19 protein-coding genes are annotated in these 23722 nt (G+C 59.4%); 14 read left to right on the top strand and 5 right to left on the bottom strand.

What is annotated here, in order from left to right; translation table 11 throughout:
- Positions 1-5: 5 nt before the first annotated feature.
- The 6 genes from GOV80_RS02580 (at position 6) to mdoH (ending at position 8962) form a co-directional block, all read left to right on the top strand.
- The gene (locus tag GOV80_RS02580) at positions 6-1625 is read left to right on the top strand and encodes a thiamine pyrophosphate-binding protein (RefSeq protein ID WP_170782732.1); all 1620 of its coding nucleotides are present in this window, start codon (positions 6-8) and stop codon (positions 1623-1625) included.
- A complete protein-coding gene (locus GOV80_RS02585; RefSeq protein WP_170782733.1) occupies positions 1612-2796 on the top strand; it encodes a CaiB/BaiF CoA transferase family protein in 1185 nt (394 codons plus the stop codon). Before GOV80_RS02580 ends, GOV80_RS02585 begins: the two co-directional genes overlap by 14 nt.
- Before the next feature lie 181 nt (positions 2797-2977).
- The gene (locus tag GOV80_RS02590) at positions 2978-4348 is read left to right on the top strand and encodes a tetratricopeptide repeat protein (protein WP_170782734.1); all 1371 of its coding nucleotides are present in this window, start codon (positions 2978-2980) and stop codon (positions 4346-4348) included.
- Positions 4349-4383: 35 nt separating this feature from the next.
- Positions 4384-5601, top strand: a complete 1218-nt coding sequence (locus tag GOV80_RS02595; RefSeq protein ID WP_170782735.1) for an OpgC family protein — start codon at positions 4384-4386, stop codon at positions 5599-5601.
- A complete protein-coding gene (locus GOV80_RS02600) occupies positions 5598-7097 on the top strand; it encodes an OpgD/OpgG family glucan biosynthesis protein (RefSeq protein ID WP_170782736.1) in 1500 nt (499 codons plus the stop codon). Before GOV80_RS02595 ends, GOV80_RS02600 begins: the two co-directional genes overlap by 4 nt.
- Complete coding sequence (gene mdoH / locus GOV80_RS02605; RefSeq protein ID WP_170782737.1) at positions 7094-8962, top strand: glucans biosynthesis glucosyltransferase MdoH; 1869 nt, start codon at positions 7094-7096, stop codon at positions 8960-8962. The genes GOV80_RS02600 and mdoH overlap by 4 nt, the downstream gene beginning before the upstream one ends.
- Here mdoH and GOV80_RS02610 read toward each other — a convergent pair whose 3' ends face one another.
- Together GOV80_RS02610 and GOV80_RS02615 are read right to left on the bottom strand one after the other, a co-directional pair.
- Positions 8963-9787, bottom strand: coding sequence for a CE1 family esterase (locus GOV80_RS02610; protein WP_170782738.1), 825 nt, complete (start codon positions 9785-9787; stop codon positions 8963-8965).
- Positions 9784-10257 (bottom strand): rhodanese-like domain-containing protein, encoded by a 474-nt coding sequence (locus GOV80_RS02615; RefSeq protein ID WP_170782739.1) that lies wholly within the window; start codon positions 10255-10257, stop codon positions 9784-9786. Before GOV80_RS02615 ends, GOV80_RS02610 begins: the two co-directional genes overlap by 4 nt.
- Positions 10258-10478: 221 nt before the next feature.
- Between GOV80_RS02615 and GOV80_RS02620 the strand changes: the two genes are divergently transcribed.
- From GOV80_RS02620 to selD, 7 genes are read left to right on the top strand one after another with little or no spacing between them, the layout of a single operon-like run.
- Positions 10479-13349 (top strand): monovalent cation/H+ antiporter subunit A, encoded by a 2871-nt coding sequence (locus GOV80_RS02620; RefSeq protein ID WP_170782740.1) that lies wholly within the window; start codon positions 10479-10481, stop codon positions 13347-13349.
- Positions 13349-13708 (top strand): Na+/H+ antiporter subunit C, encoded by a 360-nt coding sequence (locus tag GOV80_RS02625; RefSeq protein WP_170770195.1) that lies wholly within the window; start codon positions 13349-13351, stop codon positions 13706-13708. Before GOV80_RS02620 ends, GOV80_RS02625 begins: the two co-directional genes overlap by 1 nt.
- The gene (locus GOV80_RS02630) at positions 13705-15249 is read left to right on the top strand and encodes a monovalent cation/H+ antiporter subunit D (protein ID WP_170782741.1); all 1545 of its coding nucleotides are present in this window, start codon (positions 13705-13707) and stop codon (positions 15247-15249) included. Before GOV80_RS02625 ends, GOV80_RS02630 begins: the two co-directional genes overlap by 4 nt.
- Positions 15246-15746: a Na+/H+ antiporter subunit E gene (locus tag GOV80_RS02635; protein ID WP_174839409.1), complete on the top strand. Its 501-nt coding sequence runs from the start codon at positions 15246-15248 to the stop codon at positions 15744-15746. Before GOV80_RS02630 ends, GOV80_RS02635 begins: the two co-directional genes overlap by 4 nt.
- Complete coding sequence (locus tag GOV80_RS02640) at positions 15746-16015, top strand: K+/H+ antiporter subunit F (protein WP_170770632.1); 270 nt, start codon at positions 15746-15748, stop codon at positions 16013-16015. Before GOV80_RS02635 ends, GOV80_RS02640 begins: the two co-directional genes overlap by 1 nt.
- A 7-nt stretch (positions 16016-16022) precedes the next feature.
- Complete coding sequence (locus GOV80_RS02645; protein WP_170770191.1) at positions 16023-16409, top strand: Na+/H+ antiporter subunit G; 387 nt, start codon at positions 16023-16025, stop codon at positions 16407-16409.
- 5 nt (positions 16410-16414) lie between these two features.
- Positions 16415-18574 (top strand): selenide, water dikinase SelD, encoded by a 2160-nt coding sequence (gene selD / locus GOV80_RS02650; protein WP_170782742.1) that lies wholly within the window; start codon positions 16415-16417, stop codon positions 18572-18574.
- Here the strand turns inward: selD and mnmH are convergent.
- Together mnmH and GOV80_RS02660 are read right to left on the bottom strand one after the other, a co-directional pair.
- On the bottom strand, positions 18565-19617 hold the full coding sequence (mnmH, locus tag GOV80_RS02655) for a tRNA 2-selenouridine(34) synthase MnmH (RefSeq protein WP_170782743.1): 1053 nt from the start codon (positions 19615-19617) through the stop codon (positions 18565-18567). The genes selD and mnmH overlap by 10 nt on opposite strands.
- A 44-nt stretch (positions 19618-19661) precedes the next feature.
- Positions 19662-20327, bottom strand: coding sequence for an SOS response-associated peptidase (locus GOV80_RS02660; RefSeq protein ID WP_170782744.1), 666 nt, complete (start codon positions 20325-20327; stop codon positions 19662-19664).
- Between the two features lie 45 nt (positions 20328-20372).
- Here GOV80_RS02660 and GOV80_RS02665 point away from each other — a divergent pair, with 45 nt between their 5' ends.
- Positions 20373-22025 (top strand): tetratricopeptide repeat-containing sulfotransferase family protein, encoded by a 1653-nt coding sequence (locus GOV80_RS02665; RefSeq protein ID WP_170782745.1) that lies wholly within the window; start codon positions 20373-20375, stop codon positions 22023-22025.
- 60 nt (positions 22026-22085) lie between these two features.
- On the opposite strand, the gene GOV80_RS02670 is transcribed toward GOV80_RS02665, so the two are convergent.
- Positions 22086-23663, bottom strand: coding sequence for a bifunctional metallophosphatase/5'-nucleotidase (locus GOV80_RS02670; protein ID WP_170782746.1), 1578 nt, complete (start codon positions 23661-23663; stop codon positions 22086-22088).
- Between the last annotated feature and the right edge of the window lie 59 nt (positions 23664-23722).

The raw sequence follows: 23722 nt of genomic DNA on the forward strand, positions 1-23722 counted from the left end.
GACTTATGCAAGACCTCTCGCCCCGCGCAGCGGACCTTCTGGCCCAACGTTTGTACGAGGCCGGATGTCGCCACGCCTTTGGAATGCCCGGTGGTGAGGTTCTGACCCTTGTCGATGCGCTGGAACAGGCCGGGATCACCTTTCACCTGACCAAGCATGAAAACGCCGCCGGTTTCATGGCCGAGGCCGTGCATCACCGCGATGGCGCGCCTGCCATTCTGGTCGCCACCCTTGGCCCCGGTGCGATGAACGGGATCAACGTGGTCGCCAATGCCTTGCAAGACCGGGTGCCGATGATCGTGCTGACCGGCTGCGTCGATGCGGATGAGGCGCTGACCTATACCCATCAGGTAATGGATCACGCGCAGGTCTATCGCTCGATCACCAAGGGGACGTTTACGCTGACCGCCAAAGGCGCAGACATTGTTGCCGATAAGGCGGTTACGTTGGCCAATCAACCGCGCCCCGGTCCGGTGCATATCGACGTGCCGATCTCGGTCGCGGATACCCGCGTGTCGGGGGTGAAACCGCGCCGCCGCGCCAAGATCGCCACTGTGTCGCCTGCGGGCGACTGCGTTGAGAAAGCCCGCCGTTGGGTGTCGCAGGCCGAACGGCCCATCGCAATTGTCGGGTTGGATGTTCTCTATGACGACTCGCGCAACGTGGTGCAGGCATTTCTGGAGCATTTCGACATCCCATTTGTGACGACCTACAAGGCCAAGGGCGTAGTCCCCGAGGATCACCCTCTGTGTCTGGGCGGCGCAGGCCTCTCGCCGTTGGCCGACAAACATCTGGTTCCGCTGGTCGAACAGGCCGATTTGGTGCTGTGTCTGGGCTATGACCCGATCGAAATGCGCCCCGGCTGGCGTGAGATCTGGGACCCAGCGGAAAAGCGCGTGATCGACGTCTCGGCTGTGCCCAATGACCATTACATGCATCAGGCGGGGCTGAATTTGGTCGCGCATACGGGCGAGACGCTGGAGGCCATTGCCAAAGGCACCCCGTCGCGCAAGACTTGGCTGGGTGGCGAACCCGCGCAAGTCAAAGCCGCTTTGGCGCAGGCGTTTCCCACGGATGACGACTGGGGTCCCGCGGCGGTTATCGCTGAGACCCGCGCTGCCCTGCCCGCCAACACGCTGGCGACAGCCGACAGCGGCGCGCATCGCATCCTGCTGAGCCAAATGTGGGATTGCTCTGAGGAACGCGGGCTGATCCAGTCCTCGGCCCTGTGTACCATGGGCTGTGCCGTGCCGATGGCGATTGGCCTGAAACTTGCCGAACCCGACCGCCCGGTGATCAGCTTCTCGGGTGATGCCGGGTTCCTGATGGTTGCCGGAGAGCTTTCGACAGCAGCCGAGATGGGGGGAAACCCAATCTTTCTGGTCTTTGTCGATGCAAGCCTTGCGCTGATCGAGCTGAAACAGCGCCAGCGCCAGATGGGCAATACGGGCGTGGATTTCGACCGCCACGACTTTGCCGCCATGGGCCGCGCGTTCGGCGGAAACGGCCACACGGTGCGCAACCGCGAGGAGCTGCGCGCGGCGCTGGACGCGGCGGTCAAGGCCGACAGCTTTACCGTCATCGCCGCCGAGATCGACCGTGGAGGCTATGATGGCCGGATTTGAGGGGCCGCTGACGGGCGTCAAGGTTCTGGACCTGTCCCGCATTCTGGCAGGACCGACCTGCACGCAATTGCTGGGCGATCTGGGCGCCAACGTGATCAAGATCGAAAACCCGGCAACCGGCGGCGATGATACGCGGCAGTGGGGTCCACCTTATGTGACGGACGCGGATGGGAATGCATCGGACCTAAGCGCTTATTTCATGTCGGCCAACCGCAACAAGAAATCTGTGGCCATCGACATCACCACCCCCGAGGGTCAGGCGGAAATCCGACGCATCGCCTCGCACGCGGACATTCTGATCGAGAACTTCAAACCCGGCGGGCTGGCGAAATACGGCTTGGATTACAAAACCTTGTCGCAGGAATTTCCCAGCCTCGTTTATTGCTCGATCTCGGGCTATGGGCAGGATGGGCCGAACGCATCGAAACCCGGGTATGACCTGATGGCGCAGGGCTATGGCGGGATCATGTCGCTGACCGGCGACCCCGAAGGCGCGCCGATGAAGGTGGGCGTGGGCATCGCTGACGTGATGTGCGGCATGTACGCGACCGTCGGTATTCTGGCCGCGCTACGTCACCGGGATCAAACAGGTGAGGGCCAGCAGATCGACCTTGCGCTGGTCGACGCGCAAATTGCGTGGCTGATCAATGAGGGCGTGAATTACCTGACCTCTGGCAACGTCCCTCAACGCCGCGGAAATGGGCACCCGAATATCGTGCCCTATGACGTCTATCAAACGGCGGACGGGCACGTGATCCTGGCGGTTGGCAACGACAGCCAATTTAGACGGTTCTGTGACTTCATCGGGCAGCCTGCCCTAGCGGACGATCCCCGTTTTGCGACCAACCCATCACGTCTGGAACATCGTGATGCGCTGAATGCAATTCTGCGCCCAGCCGTACAAAACTATGACACTGAAACCGTCATTGCCGAGCTTGAGAGTCGCAAAGTGCCTGTGGGCCCGGTGCAGACTTTGGATCAGGTTTTTGCCACCGATCAGGTCGCCGCAAGGCAGATGCAGATCGCCATGCAAGCCGACCCGGCACAGGTGAATCTGATCGGAAATCCGCTGAAACTGTCCAAAACGCCTGTAACATATCGCAGTGCTCCACCGACCTTTGGCGCGGACACTCAGGCCGTTCTGAACGCCGAAAACCCGTTTGAAGACTGAAACACAATGCCTAATTCGGCGGCATGTTGCTGAAACATGCCGTTGAATCGGCGGTTTTTTTCACGTTTTGCACACACAGCATTTCACCAATTCGAGAGGTCGGTCGATACTGATACGACCCGACTAGAGTCTCTGGTAAGTCGAATATTGTACTAATTCTCACACGGATCGGACCACGAGCATGAAACAAGACGTTTTCGGACAGATGAACACCCTGAGCCATTCGGCTAGCGCCGAGGCGTGGGATGGCGTGCTGCTCGGGTTCATGGCGCATGCGGCGGTGACGCCTCAGCATCTGGGAAAAGTCTTGGAGCTTGAGCCTGATTTTGCCCTGGGCCATGCGATCAAAGGTCTGTTCATGGTTCTGCTGGGCCGCCGCGAGATGATGCCTGTCGCCGTCGAGGCTCTGGCCGCTGCCAATGCAGCCATGACGCGTCAACCGGTAACCGCACGCGAACGCCTGTATGTGCAGGCGCTGGAGTTGTATCTGGCCGATCTCCCCTCGCAAGCCGTTCAGAAATTCGAGGAAATCCTGCGCGCCAATCCGCAAGACTCGCTGGCGATGAAGCTTAGCCATGCCACCCGCTTTGTTCTGGGCGACGCCGAAGGCATGCGTCGCTCGATCGAACGTGTGATGCCGGCGTATGAGCCTGATCACGCGGGCCGTGGATATCTGTTGGGCTGCCATTCTTTCGCGCTGGAAGAAACCGGCGCCTATGAGAAGGCCGAGATTGCAGGCCGTCAAGCGCTGTGGATGGTGTCAGATGACGCATGGGGCCTACACGCGGTGGCCCACGTGCATGAGATGACCGGTAACGCACAGTTGGGTCTGGATTGGCTGGCCGGGCGCGAGGACGCCTGGGCGCATTGCAACAACTTCCGCTATCACGTCTGGTGGCACAAAGCGCTGATGCATCTGGATCTGGGTCAGGTCGATCAGGTGATGGAGCTGTATGACAACTACATCCGTCAGGACAAGACCGACGATTACCGCGATATCTCGAACGCGACCTCGTTATTGTCCCGTCTGGAGCTTGAGGGGGTAAATGTCGGCAATCGTTGGGAAGAACTGGCCGACCTGAGCGCCAATCGCACAGAAGACGGCTGCCTGATCTTTGCCGACCTGCACTATCTCCTGGCCCTCACTGGCGATAACCGGGACGAGGCGACCGGAAAGATGCTGAAACGCATCCAGAAAGACGCCCAGCGTAATCAGGGCGACACCCCGATCCGCATGTCCGATCCGGGCGTTGCAGCAGCCAAAGGGTTGGAAGCATTTGGCGACGGCCTGTACGGCCAAGCCTTTGATTTCCTTTCTACAGCACGTGACGGAATGCAACTTGCAGGTGGCAGTCACGCGCAACGTGATGTATTCGAGCGCATCACAATTGATTCCGGCCTGCGCGCCGGGCGTCTGGATGCAGTCGAGCGCATCCTGGATGACCGCCGCGCAAAACGAGCCGGTGGCGAGGACAATTACGCCCTTGCGCGCCGCGCATTGATCGACGCGGCACGCGATGACGGAGACGCACAAAGCGTTCCGGCTGAATAACAAAAACAAAAAGACCAAAGAAGGACAGAACACGTATGGCGACAGCATCGCCCGCTTCTGATTTTGCGCCTGTGGCAGCTCAAGTAGCCGCCCCTGCCCGCGTGCGCGACCCACGGCTGGATTTCTATCGCGGCATCGCGATGTTCATCATCCTGATCGCACACATCCCGAACGACCCCTGGGCCAGATGGATTCCAGCGCGGTTCGGCTATTCGGATGCAACCGAGATTTTCGTATTCTGCTCGGGGATGGCCTCGGCCATTGCGTTTGGTGGGGCCTTTGCCCGCAAGGGTTGGTGGATGGGAACGGCTCGCGTGGCGTTCCGCATCTGGCAGGTCTACTGGGCGCATATCTGCCTGTTCTTCTTTGTGGCCATGTCGATGGCGGCGCTGGACCAGACAGGTTTCTTCGAGAAAACATATATTTCCTCGCTGAACCTCCAGCATTTCTTCAACGATCCTGCGCCACAGATGGTCGGTCTGTTCAGGCTGACATACGTGCCGAACTACTTTGACATCCTGCCAATGTATCTGGTGGTTTTGGCGCTGATGCCCGTTTACATGGGCCTATACCGCGTCGGGTTCTGGGCCGTGGCCGCCACGTCGATTGCGATTTGGCTGGTGGCACAAACTGGCGCGCTGGCCCTACCGGCCGAGCCTTGGTCGGACCGTCAGTGGTTCTTCAACCCCTTCGGCTGGCAGTTGCTGTTCTTTACCGGCTTTGCCTTCATGCGCGGGTGGATCCCTGCCCCGCCCGTATCGAAAACCCTGATCTGGGCTGCCGTGCTGTTCCTGATCCTGTCGGCCCCGTTTGGATCTTGGAAGGTCTTTACCTGGATCAACAATGCCGCGCCTGAATTGGGAGCCGTGCTGCGCAAGGGCTGGCCCTTGACCTCGGAACTGCGGGGCAAGACCGAGTTTGGCCTGCTGCGCTATGTTCACTTCCTCTCACTGGCCTATCTGGGCTGGGTCGTCGCGGGTGAGCATGGCCATCGCCTGATCGCAACCGGTCAGGGTGCAGCCGCGAAAGTTTGGGAATTCCTGCTGACCGTCATCACCAAGGTCGGTCAGCAATCCTTGGCGGTTTTCGTCTTTTCCATGGCAGCAGCGCGCCTGATCGGCGTTGGACTGGACCTGAGTGGGCGGGATGTTGCCAGCGTCTTCATCGCCAACATGATTGGCTTTGCCATGATCATCGGCGTGGCCTATCTGGCCGGTTGGTTCAAGTCACAGCCTTGGAAGTCTAAAAAATGAATTTCACACGTCGCGCATTTCTGGCCTCAACTTCGGCGCTTGCTTTCGCTCCGGCCACTTTTGCTGCCGGGGGCGAGGTCCCCTTTGACCGCAACGATGTGATCGCGCTGGCCCGTGAACTGGCCAGCCAACCCTATGCCGAGCGTGAAATGGTTCCGCAGGAATGGCAGGACCTGACGTATCAACAGTATCGCTCGATCCGGTTCAGGCTGGACCGTGCGCTGTGGTATGAAACCCAGACGCCGTTCAACGTAGATTTCTTTACGCCAGGCCTGTACTTCCCGCGCACTGTTAAGGTTTCAACAGTCGAGGACGGGATGACCACCCCGGTTACGTTCGATCTGTCGATGTTCGACAAATCCGAAGACGTGCCGACCCTGCCCATCGACGACACGCTGGGGTTCTCTGGCTTGCGCCTGCGCACCGAAATGCACCGCCCCGGTAAGACCGATGAGTTCTGCGTCTGGCAAGGCGCCAGCTATTTCCGCGCCATTGGTCTGCACGAGGTTTACGGGCTGTCCGCGCGTGGTCTGGCCCTAAAAACAGGGGACCCGGATGGTGAGGAATTTCCCGAATTCATCCGCTTTTGGCTGGAACGACCCAAACTCGGCCAGCGCAACATGGTCGTCCACGCGCTGATGGACAGCCCCAGCGTGACCGGGGCCTATCGGTTCAACGTCACCGCCGGGGCCGACTGCATCATGGATGTCGAAGCAACGCTCTTCCCCCGCGAAGAACTGCCCCATGTGGGCATCGCGCCCGGCACCTCGATGTTCCTGTTCGACCAGACCAACCACAGCCGGTTTGACGATTTCCGCCCCGCCGTTCATGACAGCGATGGCTTGATGGTTCGCAATGGCGCGGGTGAGGTGCTGTGGCGGCCTTTGGCCAACCCTACCCGCCTGCAGATTTCGTCGTTCGTGGATACGAACCCACGCGGCTTTGGCCTGATGCAGCGGAAACGCAAGTTCTCCGACTATGCGGATCTTGAGGCGAATTATCACAAGCGCCCCGGCCTGTGGGTGGAACCAAAGGGCGATTGGGGTAAAGGCACCGTGACGCTGGTCGAGATTCCGGCGGATCAGGAAATCTACGACAACATCGTCGCCTATTGGCGCCCGGCCGAGCCCTATGCCGCCGGCAGCCAGATCGACATGTCCTATCGTTTGATCTGGGGCGAAGAACCCCAGCGCACCTCTATGCCGCGGGTGATCAACACCGCGATGGGCGACAATACCTTCGGCGACGGACGTCTGGCAGTGATCGATTTTGAGGCTTCGGACCTGTTCGATGACCCCGAGGCGATGACCATCTTTGTTGACTCGCCCCATGCCGAGACCTCAGACGGCGTGCTGCAACGCAATCCCGATACCGGCGGCTTGCGGCTGGCCTTCTCTTTCCAGCCGGGAGAACGGAACCACGTAGAGCTGCGCGCGCAGCTTCTGAAGGACAAACAGCCCGCCTCTGAGGTGTGGCTATATCGTTGGACCACATGAGCCGCGATCTGCATATCATGCCGCCCGAGGCCCCTCTGGCGATGCCCGCGCAGGATTTCAGCGCCGGGTTTCGGGATGCACAGGTACCGAATGGCAAGCGCGCCTCGGCCGGGTTCTGGCGCGCGCTGGCCTTTTCGCCTGCGATGGCGGCCACTTTGGGGCTGCTTTGGGTGATGTCCGACTGGTTCGGGGCCGAAGGGATCAACCTGATCGAAGGCATCCTGCTGGCGTTGATCTCGTTTAACTTTTTCTGGATTTCTTTCACGGTCTGCACCGTGCTGCTGGGCATGGTGTCCCTATCGCGGCAGGAACAGCCCAAACGCGAAGGCCGCCCTCAGCCCCTGCGCGTCGCCCTGTTGACCCCGGTCTACAACGAGGTGCCGTGGAACGTGCTGGGCAATGCCCGCACCATGCTGGAGGATCTGAGTAAGCGCGGTGGACAACATCACTATGCCATGTTCATCCTGTCCGACACGCGCGACCCCGAGATCGCGGCGCAGGAACAGGCCAGTGTCGAGGCGCTGCGCACGACCCTAGCGCCGGGTCTTGAGCTGTATTACCGCCGTCGTCCTGAAAACACTGACCGCAAGGTGGGCAATATCGCCGATTGGGTCAGCCGCTGGGGGGCTGATTGGGACGCCATGCTGGTGCTGGATGCTGATAGTCTGATGACCGGTCGTGCCATCACCCGCCTGACCGACGCTTTGGCACGCGACACCGGAGCCGGTCTGATCCAGAGCTATCCGCAGCTGATCGGCGCGCAATCGGTCTTTGCCCGGATGCAACAATTTGCCAACGGCGTGTACGGCATCGCCTTTGCCGAAGGACTGGCCCGTTGGTGCGGGCAAGAAGGCAATTATTGGGGCCACAACGCCATCATCCGCACGCGCGCCTTTGCCTCAAGCGCGGGCCTGCCCAAACTGCGCGCCTTTAATGGTCAGGAAAAGCTGATCATGAGCCACGATTTCGTCGAAGCAGGCCTGCTGCGCCGCGCCGGGTGGGCCGTGCGCTTCCTGCCGCGCATTCGCGGGTCCTATGAAGAGACGCCCCCTACGCTGATCGACCACGCACTGCGAGATCGGCGCTGGTGTCAGGGCAACCTGCAACACCTGAAATTGCTGGGCTCCACTGGGTTTCGTGCGGTGTCTCGTTTCCACATGTTCCACGGCGCGGTCGGATATTTGATGTCGCCCCTTTGGTTTGCCCTGCTGGTTATGTGGGCGCTGATCGGTCAGGGTGAGGACGCGTCGGTCCTGTATTATTTCAGCCCCGACAATCCACTGTTCCCGCAATGGCCCGAGATGTCGGAAACCCGCCATGTGCTGATCATTCTCGTGATGTACGCCATGTTGCTGGCCCCCAAGGTGCTGGGCGTTCTGGCCCTGCCGCTCAGCGGTGTGCGCTATTCGGATTTTGGCGGCGGATTCAAATTCCTGACTTCGTTTTTGTCCGAGGTCATTCTGTCGATCCTCTACGCGCCGATCCTGATGGTGCAACAGATGATCGCCGTGTTCCGCACCGCATTCGGTGTACAAAAGGGCTGGTCCCCGCAGGCACGCGACGGGGGCAGCTATGGGCTGCGCACTCTGATCCTATGCCACGTGGTAGAGACCGTGAGCGGCGTCGCCCTGAGCGTCGGGATACTGTCCGGCTTGGTTTCGATCTGGCTGGCCCCGATAGCGATCAGCCTAGCCTTCGCGATCCCGCTTTCTGCACTCAGCGGAGTGTCTTCGGGCCCTGCGCGCCGCATGGTCGGGATGAAAGAGGATGTGAAGGAGCCCGCGATCACACGCTCGGCCCGCCGTCACAGAGACGAGTTGAAGCGCTTGATCGAAGGGCGCGGCGTAATGACCCCGGCAGAGTGATCAGCCGCCGGGCAGGCCTTCGTACCAGTCCACCATCATGTCCGCCCACCCTTTGGGCACTGTGTGCCCTCCAGGGAACAGCGCAAACTCCAGTGCACTGCCATCTGCACAGCCGCTCCAATACCGGCGCATAAAAGGGCCGGTCGTCGAAAACCCGCTGGGTTTGGTATCGACGCAGCCATTGGCGATGCGCCAGATTTCCAGCCCGGCAAAGATATCGCCCTGATGGAACCGGCCACCGCCCAGCAAACGCCCTTCGAGCGGGACCACATTGTCGGTCCAGCCATGGGTGTGAAACATACGGATCGGCCCCTCGCAGGCCTCGGGGTGAGGTCGCCAGAACCCGCCTGATACGGGCACATAAGCCGAAAACCTCTCGGGCGCATCGCAGGCCAGGTAGTTGACCATGAACCCACCGGCCGAGAAACCACCGAGAATAACCCGCTCAGCATCAATCCCGAATTTGTCAGCGGCGTCCTGAACGACTTCGGTCAGGAAGGCGGTTTCATCCCTGTCGCCGAAGCCGGGATAGAAGTTCCAGCTTTTGACACCGGGGCGATTGGCGCGCTCAAGCCCCTCGGGTGCCATCACCGCATAGCCTCGCGACAACAAGGGTTTGACCATGCCGCGGTTCTTCATCGTACCGGTTCCGCTGCCGCCATAGCCGTGCAGGAAAACGACCAGCGGCGGATTTTCCGCCTTAGGCAGTTCGATGTGGTATTCGCCCATTTCAGTGCTACAGGCACCGTCCTGATCAGCGCAGGCGGCATGGGCCGACTGCCCGGCGATTGCGGCCACGACAGCCAGTATGGCGGCGCGGATCATTGAACGGCCTCCTCATAAGTTCCAACCGGCAACCCCGACCGGACCCAACCGGGCCCTGCGGCCGAGCCTAGCATCCCTTCGGGTACATCGATGATATTGGTAAAGCCTGCTTCGCTCAGCCGGTTGCTGAGCCGCGCGGACCGAACCCCGCGCGCGCAGATCAGAGCAATAGGCGCAGACCTGTCGCCGTCGGTCAGTTGATCCAGCGCCTGAACAAAATCATCACGGCGCATGTCCAATGGATAGGCACCCTCACCCACGCCTGTCGCATCCCACTCGCGCGGGGTTCGAATATCCAGCAACAGCACGTCGCCCGACACGGCCTGTTCATGCGCCGCCTGCACACTCAGATGCCCACCCGCATAGCTGGGCGGGATCAACCGGTATTCCCGGATCGCAAAACCCGCTGCAACGGCGGCCCCGCCGCTGAAAAGAATCCACCTGCGGGTGCGGATCGTCTTGTCTGGCACGTCGTGCCCTCCTGTGTGGTCAGATACGTATTACCATATTGAACACCGCAAATCCGCGTTCAATTCAGAGAGCCGGATCAAGTTCATGTCAGGATTTTTTCAAAAACCGCAATTTGGCGACATCAGTAGGTCAAACAGCGGTACTTGCAATAGCTGGACAGTTCGAAAATTATCCTTACAAAATCAGGGTTATCTTGACCGCCCAGACCGGAGTATCGCACTTGTCCCTATTCCTCATCGCGGCCCTTCCCTTTCTTGGCGCTGTATTTCCAGCTCTACTGATCAGGGCAGGACGAAATGCAGCTGCTTCGGCTGCGGGCCTCACCACATTCCTGGCACTGATGGGCGTCTTGATCCATATCCCCACGATCATGCGCGGCGAGGTCGTGACCGCCCGGTTCGACTGGATCCCCATCTTGGGCCTGAACGCGAATTTCATGATGGATGGGCTGAGTTTTCTGTTTGCCCTGCTGATCTTGGGGATCGGACTGCTGATCATCCTCTATGCGCGGTTCTACCTGTCGCGCGAGGACCCGATGGGCCAGTTTTACACCTATCTGCTGCTGTTTCAGGGCGCGATGGTGGGGATCGTTCTGTCTGACAACATTTTACTTCTTCTTATTTTCTGGGAACTTACGTCTCTAAGCTCATTCTTGTTGATCGGCTATTGGAAACACCTGCCTGAGGGCCGTCAGGGCGCGCGCATGGCACTGGCCGTGACCGGTTCTGGCGGGCTGGCCATGATCGCGGGGATGCTGATTCTGGGCAATATAGTGGGGTCTTACGACCTGAGCGTAATCCTTCAGAACAAGGAGATGATTCAGGCGTCGCCCTATTATCTGCCCGCGCTGATCCTGATCCTGCTGGGCTGTTTCACCAAATCCGCGCAGTTCCCGTTCCACTTCTGGCTGCCGCACGCAATGGCCGCCCCGACGCCTGTGTCGGCCTATCTGCACTCGGCCACGATGGTTAAAGCAGGGCTGTTTCTGATGGCGCGGATGTGGCCGGTTCTGGCGGGCACGGATGCGTGGTTCTATATCGTGGCGACCACCGGTTTGGTGACCATGTTGATCGGTGCGGTGATTGCGCTGTTCAAAGACGACCTCAAGGCGCTGCTGGCCTTTTCAACCGTGTCACATCTGGGCCTGATCACCATGCTGCTGGGCTTCGGCACCAAGTTTGCCGCAGTCGCCGCCGTGTTCCACATCATCAACCACGCGACATTCAAGGCTGCGCTGTTCATGACCGCCGGGATCGTCGATCACGAGACCGGAACCCGGGATATAAAAAAACTGGGCGGGCTGCGCCACCTGATGCCGATCAGCTTTACCATCGGCACTATCGCATCGCTGTCCATGGCGGGTCTGCCGCCACTGAACGGGTTTCTGTCGAAAGAGATGATGCTGGAAGAAACCGTCCACACCACCTGGCTGCATTCGCACTATCTGGTGCCGGGTCTAGCCCTGTTGGCTGCAGTGTTCTCGGCAGCCTATTCATTCCGCTTCATCAGCCATGTGTTTCTTGGCCCCGAGCGTCACGACTATCCGCATCATCCGCATGACCCGCCGGTCGGGCTGTGGCTGGCCCCGGCGTTTCTGGTCGTGCTGGTCGTGCTCATCGGCCTTTATTCCAACGCTATCGTCGGCCCGCTGGTCGCGGTTGTGTCGGATGCGGTCTATGGCGGTGGCAAGCCGCCCTATTACTCGCTGAAACTGTGGCACGGGTTTACGCCCGCGCTTTACATGTCGGTTGTCGCCACACTGGGTGGCCTGTTCCTGCTGTCCCAGCACCGCCGGGGTGAGCAATTCTGGAACGCCCTGCCCCGCCCCGAGGCGAAAACCATATTCGAGGCCGTGATCAGTGCGCTGACTTCGGCAAGCCGCTGGATCACCGACACACTGCATAATGGCGTGATCAGCCGCTATGCCATCATCCTGATCGCCTTTACCGTGGGGCTTGGGTACTACGCCTATGCGACCGGTTCTATCGGCGCGCAGACGCGCGATCCCCTGCCGCTGCAGGTGATCCCAGTGATCGGCTGGATTTGTCTGGTGGGAGCCACCCTGGCCATCATGTGGTTCCACCGCAACCGCCTATTGTCGCTTGTATTGATCGGTGTCGTTGGTCTGATCGTTTCGATGGCCTTCAACTATCTGTCGGCCCCCGACCTTGCGCTGACCCAGATCTCGGTCGAGGTGGTAACGATGATCCTGTTGCTGCTGTCGCTGAACTTTCTGCCCACCGATACGCCTTGGGACAGCAGCGCCGCGCGGCGCTGGCGGGATGCAGCGATCTCGGTCGTAGCGGGGATCGGATCCGGTGCCCTGATCTATGCGCTGATGTTGCGGGATTTTGCCTTCCCCACAATCTCGGATTTCCACCTGGCCAATTCGTATAAGGGCGGAGGCGGCACCAATGTGGTGAACGTAATCCTCGTGGATTTCCGAGGCTTTGATACGTTCGGCGAGATTATCGTGCTGGGCATCGCCGCCCTGATCATCTTTGCCCTGACCGAGTCCGTTCTGGGCACGAATGTGCGCGCCTATCTGCTGAACCGCAAACCACATTGGCCACAGTCGGGGGACTCGCATCCGCTGATGATGGTCGTCGTGACCCGGATGATGATGCCGATCGCGCTGATGGTGGGAGCATACATCTTTTTCCGTGGGCACAATCAGCCCGGCGGCGGGTTTATCGCCGGTCTGATTGTCGCCATTGCCTATCTGATGCAATACATGGCCAGCGGCTATACTTGGGCCATTGAACGGCAGAGGTTCTACTACCATGGGTCTATCGGGTGGGGCGTGCTGATCGCCGCTGCAACAGGGATCGGTGCATGGTTCAATGAGCGTCCGTTCCTGACCAGCGATTTCGGTTATATCCACTGGCCGCCGCTGGAAGAGTTCGAATGGGCCACAGCTATCCTGTTTGACACTGGCGTGTTCCTCGCCGTGCTTGGCGCGGTGATGCTGGCGCTGGACAGCCTGTCGCGCTTTGCGTGGCAGCCGGGCATGGCGCAGGAATTCCCGATGGATATCAACCCGCTGCGGGACCGCGACACAAAAGACGATAACGAGAAGGAGCAGGCCTGATGGAAGCGCTCGTAGCCTCAGCCGTAGGCGTCATGACCGCTGCCGGGATCTTCCTGATCCTGCGCCGCCGAACCTTTCCCGTTATCCTGGGCCTTTCCCTGCTGACCTACGCGGTGAACGTGTTCCTGTTTGCCACAGGCCGGTTGGCGTTGGATGCACCTGCGGTGCTGAACAAATACAAGGACGTGCCCTACACCGACCCGCTGCCGCAGGCGCTGGTGCTGACGGCCATCGTAATTTCGTTCGGGATGACGGCAGTGATCGTGATGATTGCCCTCTCGGCCTATCTGTCGGCCAAGGATGATCACATCGACATGCGTGGACAAAACAATACCGATGCGCCGGGAGAAGACGCATGAACCACTGGATCGTCGCTCCGATCGTTCTGCCCGCGATCCTGGCCCCGTTCATCATCATGGTCCTGCGCTATCATCTGGACCTGCAACGCATCTTCTCGGTCGCTGGTGTGGTGGGCCTATTGGGTATTGCCCTGACCATCACCGCGCAGGCCGCTGGCGGAGATATTCTGGTCTATGAGTTGGGCAACTGGCCTGCGCCATTCGGCATCGTTTTGGTACTGGACCGGCTTTCTGCGATGATGGTGCTACTGACCGCGCTGTTGGCCCTGCCTATCGTGCTCTACGCCATCGCCTCGGGCTGGGACGACCGGGGCAAACATTTCCACGCCCTGTTTCACTTCCAGCTCATGGGTGTGTGCGGAGCCTTCCTGACCGGCGACGCCTTTAACCTTTTCGTTTTTTTCGAGGTGCTGCTGATCGCCTCATACGGATTGATGACGCATGGAGGCGGCGCAACCCGCCTGAAAGCAGGCGTGCAATATGTGGCCTATAACCTGCTGGGCTCTACCCTGTTTCTGTTTGCTCTGGGTACGCTTTATGCCGTCACAGGCACGCTGAACATGGCCGATATGGCGGTGCGCGTGGCTGAACTGCCTGCCGAAGATACGGCCTTGCTGCGGGTCGGCGCAGTGCTGCTTCTACTGGTCTTTTGTATCAAGGCCGCCGTTCTTCCGCTGCACTTCTGGTTGCCTGCCAGCTATGCCAACGCGCCGTTACCGGTGGCCGCACTGTTTGCGATCATGACCAAGGTTGGGGCCTATTCGATCCTGCGGATGTACACGCTGGGCTTCGGTCCCGAGGTTGAGGCCACCCAAGGCCTGGTGGGCTCTTGGCTGCAACCAGCGGCTCTGGTGACACTGGCCATTGGGACCATCGGCATTTTGGGCGCACAGCATATCGCGCGGATGGTGGCGTTCTGCGCCATCGCCTCGATGGGGACATTGTTGATCGCAATCTCTTTGTTTACCGAGACCGCTACGGCTGCGGCGCTGTATTACATCTACCACTCGACCCTTGCCACGGCGCTGCTGTTCCTGATCGCGGATATGGTGGTCGAACGCCGCGGCGGGTCCATCGCTCCCACCGCGCCGATGCCGCAGGGCGGGCTGATCTCGTCCCTATTCTTTGTGGGGGCCATCGCTCTGGCTGGGATGCCGCCCCTATCAGGCTTTATCGGCAAGTTGCTGGTGCTGGATGCCGCGCGGGATGCGCCTGACGCCAACGCGATCTGGGCGGTCGTCCTGATCGGGTCCTTCGTGACAATCGTCGGTTTGGCCCGCGCGGGTACGCTAATCTTCTGGAAAAGCCACGACATCCAGCACAATCCCGCAACCGACCTTGAAAAAGAAGAAGAGGCGCTGGCCAACCCTGCCCCCGAGCCCCACCCCGGACTGGCCTTTACATCGGTCTTTGCGGCAGTTCTGGGTCTGGTCCTGCTTACACTCTTTGCGGGTCCGGCGCTGAAATATGCCAGCAACACGGCTGAGCAGCTCTTTACCCCAGAAAACTATATCGCTGCCGTATTGGGAGAGAACGGATGATCAGATTGCTGCACCGGATATTCCCGCACCCACATCTAACCTTTCTGCTAACGGTGGTGTGGGTGCTGCTGGCCAATACCGGCTCGCTGAACTCGGTGGTGTTCGGGTTGTTGCTGGGGATCATCATCCCCTTTGTCACGCAGCCCTATTGGCCCGACCGGCCGAAACTGCGCAACTGGCCGATGATCGCCGAATACATGCTGGTCGTGCTGTGGGACATCGTGATCGCCAATATAACCGTGGCCAGGATCATCCTGTTCAAACGCGATGCCGACCGGCAACCCAACTGGGTCTCGATCCCATTGGAACTGCGCACCCCCGAGGCGATCACCGTGCTGGCCGGAACGATCACCATGACGCCCGGCACAGTCAGCTGTGATCTGTCCGCACAAGGCCATAACTTGCTGGTTCACTGCCTCGACGCCCCCGACCCCGAGGCGGTACGTGACGAGATCAAGCAACGCTATGAGCGCCGCCTGAAGGAGATTTTCGAATGATTGTCACCTATGCCATCTGGTTCGCTTTCGCCTGTTTCGGCGCGGCGATCATGCTGTGCCTCTACCGGATCATCTCGGCCGAGGGGGTCGGCACCCGCGTTCTGGCGCTGGACACGATGGTGATCAACACCATCGCGCTGATGATCCTGTACGGGCTTGCATTGGGGACCGAGATCTTTTTCGAATCCGCCATGATCATTGCCATGCTGGGTTTTGTCTCGACCGTAGCCTATGCGCGCTTCATGCTGCGCGGCAATATCATCGAGTGAGGGCGGCATGACGATTATCTTCGAAATTCTGATTGCTTTCTTTCTGGTCGTTTCTGGCATCTTCGGCTTTGTCGGGTCCTATGGGATGATCAAGCTGAAGGACCCGATGTCGCGCCTGCATGCACCTACCAAAGCCACCACGCTGGGCGTAGGCGGGGTGCTGCTGGCGTCGATCGGCCATTCGGTTCTGCTCGAAGGCAAGCTCTCGCTGCACGAGCTTCTGATCACGCTCTTTTTGTTCCTGACCGCGCCGATCACGGCCCTGTTCATTGCCAAATGGCATATTCATCGCCATGAAAAGCCAAGCGACCTGCCGGATGCGGGCGAGGATGAGCTTTGGGCCACCCACGCGGTCGAGCAGGTCGAGGACGTCCCTGACCACACAGCGAACTGACCCTGATGCATACTTCTCCGCTGCCCCTGACCCGCGATCTGGTTCTTGTCGGCGGCGGCCATACGCACGCGCTGCTGCTGCGCAAATGGGGGATGAACCCCTTGCCCGGCGCACGCGTGACCGTGATCAACCCCGGCCCCACCGCGCCGTATTCCGGCATGTTGCCGGGGTTTGTGGCCGGGCATTACGAACGCGCAGAACTGGATATTGATCTGGTGAGGCTGGCCCGGTTCGCTGGCGCGCGGGTCATTTTGGGCAAGGTAGAGGGAATAGATCTGGATACCCGTTGCGTGCGCGTACCAGGCCGCCCTCCCGTGGCGTTTGACGTGGCCTCGGTTAATATTGGCATCACCTCGGACATGCCCGCCCTGCCCGGATTTTCTGATCACGCGGTGCCCGCTAAACCTCTGGGTCCGTTTGCCGCCAGATGGGGCGAATATCTTGAACGTACGGGCCCTGCCTCGGTCGTTGTGATCGGCGGCGGCGTGGCCGGGGTTGAGTTGGTGATGGCCATGGCCCACGCCCTGCGCGCCAAGGGACGTGTGGCGCAGGTCACGTTGATCGACAATGCGCAGGCGTTGACGGCGACAGCGGACAAGGCCGCTGCAACCATCCGCAAGGCCATGGAGGGGCTTGGGGTTGACGTGATCGAAGGCGCGACCATTGCAAAGATCACCAGCGAAACCGTCGTGCTGGAAGATGGCCGCCAAATCCCTGCCAGTTTCGTGACAGGCGCAGCCGGAGCGCGCCCTTATGCCTGGATGGCCGATACCGGGCTGGAGATGCAGGATGGTTTTATCCGGGTGAACGGCTTCCTCCAGTCCAGCGACCCCGCGATTTTCGCCGCCGGGGATTGCGCGCATCTGTCCGAAAACCCGCGCCCCAAAGCGGGCGTCTACGCGGTGCGCGAGGCGCCAGTCCTGTTCAACAACTTGCGAGCCATGCTCGGGGCGGGCCGGATGCGCCGCTATCAACCGCAGAAGGATTACCTGAAACTGATCTCGCTGGGCGAGAAATCAGCTTTGGGCGAGCGTCTTGGAACCTCGTTCAGTGGCCCGTTGATGTGGCGTTGGAAAAACCACATTGATCAGACCTTTATGAACAAGTTTCGGCACCTGCCGCAGATGGAACCGCCCGAGGTGCCACGGCTTCACGCCAGCGGGTTGCAAGAGGCGTTGGGCAACAAACCCATGTGTGGCGGCTGCGGTGCCAAAGTCGGGCACGGTGCGCTGCACGCTGCATTGAAACACCTGCCCGAGGTACAACGAGCGGACATCCACTCCCTGCCCGGCGACGATGCCGCCCTGGTTCATACTGGTGGCGTGCGGCAGGTCATCACCTCGGACCATCTGCGAAGCGTCTCAGATGATCCAGTACTGATGACACGCATCGCCGCAGTTCATGCCTTGGGCGATATCTGGGCAATGGGCGCTACGCCACAGGCCGCTACAGCGACCATCATCCTACCCCGCATGACGCCCGACTTGCAGCGCAGAACGATGGCCGAAATCATGTCAACTGCCAGTGAAGTCATCCGCCAAGCCGGGGCCGAGATCGTGGGCGGTCACAGTTCCATGGGGGATGAGATGACCATCGGGTTCACCCTGACCGGACTGTGCGCGCGCGCGCCGATCACCCTGTCCGGGGCGCATACGGGCGATGCTTTGATCCTGACCAAACCTCTGGGCAGCGGCGTTCTAATGGCTGCTGAAATGGCCGGCCAAGCCGACGGGGACTGGATCACCAAAGCCTATGAACAGATGACCCACCCGCAAGCTGAAGCGTCTCGGATTCTGGCTGATGCTCACGCGATGACGGATGTCACCGGGTTTGGGCTGGCGGGGCATTTGATGGGCATGTGTCAGGCCTCGGGCTGTGGCGCAACGCTGGATCTGGATGCGATTCCGTTGATGACCGGCGCGCTCGACTTGGCCACGCTGGGGGTCCGGTCCACGATTTTCGACGAAAATCGTTCCATCGCACCGGACCTGCCGTCTGGGGGTAAAGCTGATCTTTTGTTCGATCCGCAAACCGCAGGTGGGCTTTTGGCCGCGGTCGCGGCGGATAAGGCTCACAATCTTTGCGAACGGTTGCACAAAGCCGGATATCCAGCTGTGGTGATCGGCCATATGACCGAAGCCGCAGGGCTGCGCCTTCAGGACTGATCCAGAACCTTCTGCACCTGAGACGCGGCCTTCTCCAACCCCTTGGTATCAAGCGTTGGCACATCAACCCGCGCAATCAAATCCGCCTTCCGCGCACGGCTGGATTTCGCATAGGCCGGGTCATAGTGCTGCTGCATCAAAGCCTGCGTCAGTGCCAGCTTGTCGCCCACCTCGATCAGGGCCAGCCAACCGTCGACCACCTCATGCCCGCGATGGGACCGAAGCGGAGACAGCCTGTCCCGCAACCGGGCTGTGTCAGATAAGATATCATCATAGGCCCGCACCAGATAAGTCGAGCGCGCCTCAAGCGGTGTGCAGATCTGAATACGCGGCGCGGCGCATAATGCGGTCCACAGTGAGGGCGGCAGGATCAAAGACCCGATCTTGGAAGATTCCGCCTCGACCACCACGGGATGTTCGGGATCAAGGGCGCAGAGCGCCGCCGCAAGCGCCGATTCAAATGCTTTCTGACTAGGTTGACCCCCGGGCTGTTCCCCAAGTAGCGAGCCGCGGTGATTGGCCAACCCTTCCAGGTCCAGCACCTGAACACCACGGGTGTTTAGGCGGGCCAGCAATTCAGTCTTGGCAGTTCCGGTGTAGCCATCCAGCGCGAACAGACGATGCGGCAGAGGGTCCTCGTAGAGATATCGGTTCACCAAACGGCGATAGGTGCGATAGCCGCCCTCGACCACTTCGGCCCGCCAACCGATCTGTTGCAGCATCCAGGTGAATGAGCCCGAGCGTTGCCCACCGCGCCAGCAATAGACCAGAGGTTTCCACCCGCCCTCATGATGCGCCAGGCTGTTTTCGATATGGTTGGCGGCATTGCGAAACACCAGCGCTGCACCCAACTTGCGGGCCAGAAATGGGCTTTGTTGCACATAGATCGTCCCGACCCGGGCGCGTTCTTCATTGTCCAGAACCGGCAAGCTGATCGCGCCCGGAAGGTGATCTTGGGCGTATTCGGCAGGGCTGCGCACGTCGATCACGGTGTCAAACCCATGCGCATAAAGGTCAGGAAGGCTGTAAAATTTCAAAACCATGTCAAAGGTCTATCGCGCGAAAGCTGGATTGCAAAGAAGAACGCTCAACCTGCGACGGGCTCGATCAGGCTCGCTCCGCTGGCCCGGTTGGAGTTCACGGCGGGATCGACCCGGTAATAGCTCAGCAAGCCCTCAGGCCCCGGTACCATCAGACGGGCGGCACCTTTCCCTGCCTCACCCAGCCACAAGGGCCAGTCCTGTGGCTCAAGGATCAGCGGCATTCGATGGTGGATCGCACTCAGAGTGTCATTGGCCGAGGTCGTGACGATGGCGCAGGTCGGCTGCCGGGCTTCCTCGGCGCCCCAGTTCTGCCAGACACCAGCAAAGGCGATGGGCGCATGATCGAGGCGATGAATATACCATGGCAACCTGTTGCCTTGTTCGGTCTTGGTCCATTCATAAAACCCCGTCGCCAAGATCAGACAGCGCCTTTCGCGGCAAGCCGCGCGAAAGGCCGGTTTCTCGGCCAGGGTCTCGGCACGCGCGTTGATCAGCAGGGGCCCAGCGGTTTCGGTCTTGTACCAATGTGGCAGGAACCCCCAGCGCATCGGATCCAGGGTTCGCCCGTTTTCGCTCGCGCGCACCACATGTACCTGATTTGTGGGGCAAACATTGAAATTGGGCACAGCCGGCAAGCTGTTGGACGGCCGCGCGGCAAAAAGCTGAGCCATCGCATCATTGGGAAGAGTTATTGCAAACCGTCCGCACATGGGTAATGAACCACCTATATTTCCTTCTTACAGGCACCGGGTCATATGCAAAACCAAACAGCCAATACCCTTAAAAGCAAGGCTTTGTCAGCGCTGGAGACCGGCAAGCCGCACCAGGCGCTAAAAAAAGCTCAACTGGGATTGAAGAAGTTTCCAAAAGACAGCGATTTTCACGCCATCGCAGGCTTTGTCCTGACCGAAATGAAGCAATATAGGAAGTCGATCCCGCATTTCGTGGAAGCCGCGCGGATGAAGCCGCAAGACCCGCAATTCGTAGAGAATTTGGCCAATGCGTTGATGCAAACCGGCCAGATTCCAAAAGCGCTGGATTATGCCGAACAGAAGCTTGAGATCTTTCCCAACAACAAAGAGCTCAACCGCGTTCTGGATGAAATTTACCTGAAAGGTAACAACTGGCGTCAGATCATTGATCACACAACCAAAAAGCTGGTCGCAGACCCTGACAATGTCGATCTCCTTTCGACGCGGGCGCGGGCCTATGGGCGGGTCGGGTTCGACGAGGACAGTTCAAACGATATTAACCATGCCTACCGGATCGCACCGGAAAGCCACAAAGTCGCGTTACTAAAGGCAGTCAACTTGCATCAAGGCGGTGACAAGGCGGGAACCAAGGCTATCCTGGAGCGGATTCTGAACGAAAACCCGGACCACATCAATTCGTTGCTGCAACTTTCTACGATGGTAGGTGGTGCGGAAGCCGGAAGCTTGCTCAAAAACGTTGAAAGCGCGATTGAGAGATCGGAACACAAGCTATCCGAATTGGAATTTGCCAAGGCGCATCTGACACACAAAATCGATGGCTTGGACGCGGCCATGCCGCAATTCGAAAAGGCCAACGCGGTTCAGCACGATTCCAATCCATATAATTTTGAATCCGAAGAGGAAAAACTGGGCACGGTCACACGTCAATTTTCTGAAGGCAATCAAATATTGGCAAATGACGTAAGCGAAGGACCTTTGCCAATATTCGTCGTCGGCCAACCGCGTTCAGGCACGACCTTGATGGAGATGATGCTGAGTTCAGACCCCAACATTGCTGGTTGTGGTGAACTTATGCTCGGGTCCGACCTCTCGGTTAACTTCTGGCAAGGCAAGGATACTTTCGATACGGCATCTGCCGCTCAGTTCGCGCAGGAATTTCGCAAACTGATGCCTCCGATCCCTGAAGGGTCCATAGCCTTTGTCGACAAGATGCCCCATAATTTCCAACGTGTGGGCTATTTGCTGTCCGCCTTCCCGAATGCGCGGGTGATCAACATGCAGCGCGATCCACGCGATGTAGGGCTGTCGAAATGGATCCGACGCTTTCCCGCAGGCGGGATGCGCTATGCGTCAAACCAAAAGGCTATTGCACACACTGCCAACCTGTACCGGCGCTATATGGCTCATTGGGAAAAAGTGTTCGAGGATCGCATCCTGACCGTTCCTTACGAAAAACTCGTGGCCGATCCCGAAACCTACAGCAAGAAGGTCGCTACGTTCTGCGGCATCGACTGGTCCGAGGCGATGATGCACCCGGAAGAGAACAAAAAACAGGTTAGAACGGCCAGCATCGACCAGGTGCGCAACAAAATCTCCACCAAATCTGTCGGCGGATGGCGCAGCGTCAGGCACCATCTTCAGCCAATGCTGGACGGTATCGATCCCGCGCTTTGGCCTGAGTACGAATTCGACTGATAAAAACAATAAAGGCCGCATCCTTACGATGCGGCCTGTCAGTTTCCTGCACCTAAGCTGTTATTTCTGCTTGATGCGCCCGTCCAGATACGGGGTGTACGGCGCGTTGGCGGCCAGATATTCAGCCGTCACGTCAGCCAGGTCCGGGCCATAATCATAGGCGTTCTTGTCATCGCCTTCGAACATGTCATAGCCGTCGCCGCCATTACGGACATAGTTGTTGGTCACGACAAGATAGGTCGCCGCCGGGTCAATCGGGACAAAGCCCCCGTCCTTGGCTACCATCACATCGCTGATACGCCCTTCGTTCGGCGCAACCGCAGGATCCCATGTGAAAGTCAAACCGGCCACTTGCGGGAAACGGCCCTTGACCTCTTCCACCTGGCTCACACCGTTTTCCAGCGCATCGATGACGCCCTGACCGCTGATTTGGAAGGTTGAGAGCGTGTTCTGGAACGGCAGCACGGTCAGCACTTCGCCCATGGTCACGTCACCCGGATCAATCGAGGCACGCAAACCACCCGAGTTTGCAATTGCAATCTGCACACCCTGATCGGCAACACGGGCCAGCATGGCATCGGCTACAAGATTGCCCATCTGGCATTCTTGCACTCGGCAGACAGCGCGGTCGCCCTCAATCGCGTCAGCAGCACTTGCCACAACCTTGTTGCGAATCTCGTCCAGCGGCACGGCCAGTTCCGCGATGCGATCCAGCGCCGACTGATCCTCGGTCACAGTGTTGTCCATGATCAGCGGCTCGCCCGCGGCTTCGACCACATTGCCATCGTCGTCAAAGGTCACGTTCAGCTCACCCAGGAATTTGCCATAGGCATAGGCCTGAACGATCTGGACCCCGTTCACCACGGTTGGATAGGGACCCGCCGCCTTGTCCGAGACGTTGGACAGATACGTGTTGGAATGTCCCCCCACGATCACATCGACACCGGTTGTTTCACTGGCCACGCGTTGGTCCACGCCAAAGCCCGAATGGCTGAGTACGATGATCTTGTTCACCCCCTCGCCGGTCAGTCTGTCAACTTCGGCCTGCACCGCCGGGACCGGATCCGAGAAGGTTATGTTCGGGCCGGGTGAGGCCAGATCATGGGTGTCTTCCGGGGTCAGGCCGATCAGGCCGATCTTCTCGCCGCCCACTTCAATCACGGTCGATTTCTTGATCTTGTCGGTCAGCAGCTCTTCGTCTTTGACATCGGCGTTCGACATCAGCACTGGAAAATCGACCGAGTCGATGAAACCGCGCAGAACTTCGGGCCCGTCGTCGAATTCGTGGTTGCCCACGGTCATCGCGTCATAACTCAGCTTGTTCATGAACTCAGCCGCGACCTTGCCCTTGTAATAGGTATAGAACAGGGACCCCTGAAATTGGTCTCCGCCATCCACAAGGATCGAGTTCTCGGCACGGCCACGGGCATCGTTCACTGCCGTTACCAAACGGGCCGAGCCACCAAAGCACTCGCCTTCGGCATTGTCTTCAGCGCTGCAGCCGCTGTCATATTTGTTGATCGGTTCGAACCGGGCGTGGAAATCGTTGGTATGCAGGATCGTCAGCTTATATTCGGCTGCGGCCATGCCTGCTGTCAGGCCCAGAACGGCGACCGATGTCAGTAAGCGGGTGAACATGTTCAAACTCCCAATTGTTATTTGTCGTGATCGTGCGCCGTGCCGCGCAAAGAGTCAAA

The sequence above is a fragment of the Ruegeria lacuscaerulensis genome (assembly GCF_013034685.1).
GTDB lineage: Bacteria > Pseudomonadota > Alphaproteobacteria > Rhodobacterales > Rhodobacteraceae > Ruegeria > Ruegeria lacuscaerulensis_B.

Bases quoted from the DNA above. Each gene is read 5' to 3' on its own strand.
- GOV80_RS02645 (WP_170770191.1), top strand. From the start codon at position 16,023: ATGACGATTATCTTCGAAATTCTGATTGCTTTCTTTCTGGTCGTTTCT.
- GOV80_RS02670 (WP_170782746.1), bottom strand. From the start codon at position 23,663: ATGTTCACCCGCTTACTGACATCGGTCGCCGTTCTGGGCCTGACAGCA.
- GOV80_RS02625 (WP_170770195.1), top strand. From the start codon at position 13,349: ATGGAAGCGCTCGTAGCCTCAGCCGTAGGCGTCATGACCGCTGCCGGG.
- GOV80_RS02635 (WP_174839409.1), top strand. From the start codon at position 15,246: ATGATCAGATTGCTGCACCGGATATTCCCGCACCCACATCTAACCTTT.
- mnmH (WP_170782743.1), bottom strand. From the start codon at position 19,617: ATGGTTTTGAAATTTTACAGCCTTCCTGACCTTTATGCGCATGGGTTT.
- GOV80_RS02610 (WP_170782738.1), bottom strand. From the start codon at position 9,787: ATGATCCGCGCCGCCATACTGGCTGTCGTGGCCGCAATCGCCGGGCAG.
- GOV80_RS02585 (WP_170782733.1), top strand. From the start codon at position 1,612: ATGGCCGGATTTGAGGGGCCGCTGACGGGCGTCAAGGTTCTGGACCTG.
- GOV80_RS02660 (WP_170782744.1), bottom strand. From the start codon at position 20,327: ATGTGCGGACGGTTTGCAATAACTCTTCCCAATGATGCGATGGCTCAG.
- GOV80_RS02600 (WP_170782736.1), top strand. From the start codon at position 5,598: ATGAATTTCACACGTCGCGCATTTCTGGCCTCAACTTCGGCGCTTGCT.
- GOV80_RS02590 (WP_170782734.1), top strand. From the start codon at position 2,978: ATGAAACAAGACGTTTTCGGACAGATGAACACCCTGAGCCATTCGGCT.
- GOV80_RS02580 (WP_170782732.1), top strand. From the start codon at position 6: ATGCAAGACCTCTCGCCCCGCGCAGCGGACCTTCTGGCCCAACGTTTG.
- mdoH (WP_170782737.1), top strand. From the start codon at position 7,094: ATGAGCCGCGATCTGCATATCATGCCGCCCGAGGCCCCTCTGGCGATG.
- GOV80_RS02630 (WP_170782741.1), top strand. From the start codon at position 13,705: ATGAACCACTGGATCGTCGCTCCGATCGTTCTGCCCGCGATCCTGGCC.
- GOV80_RS02595 (WP_170782735.1), top strand. From the start codon at position 4,384: ATGGCGACAGCATCGCCCGCTTCTGATTTTGCGCCTGTGGCAGCTCAA.
- selD (WP_170782742.1), top strand. From the start codon at position 16,415: ATGCATACTTCTCCGCTGCCCCTGACCCGCGATCTGGTTCTTGTCGGC.
- GOV80_RS02665 (WP_170782745.1), top strand. From the start codon at position 20,373: ATGCAAAACCAAACAGCCAATACCCTTAAAAGCAAGGCTTTGTCAGCG.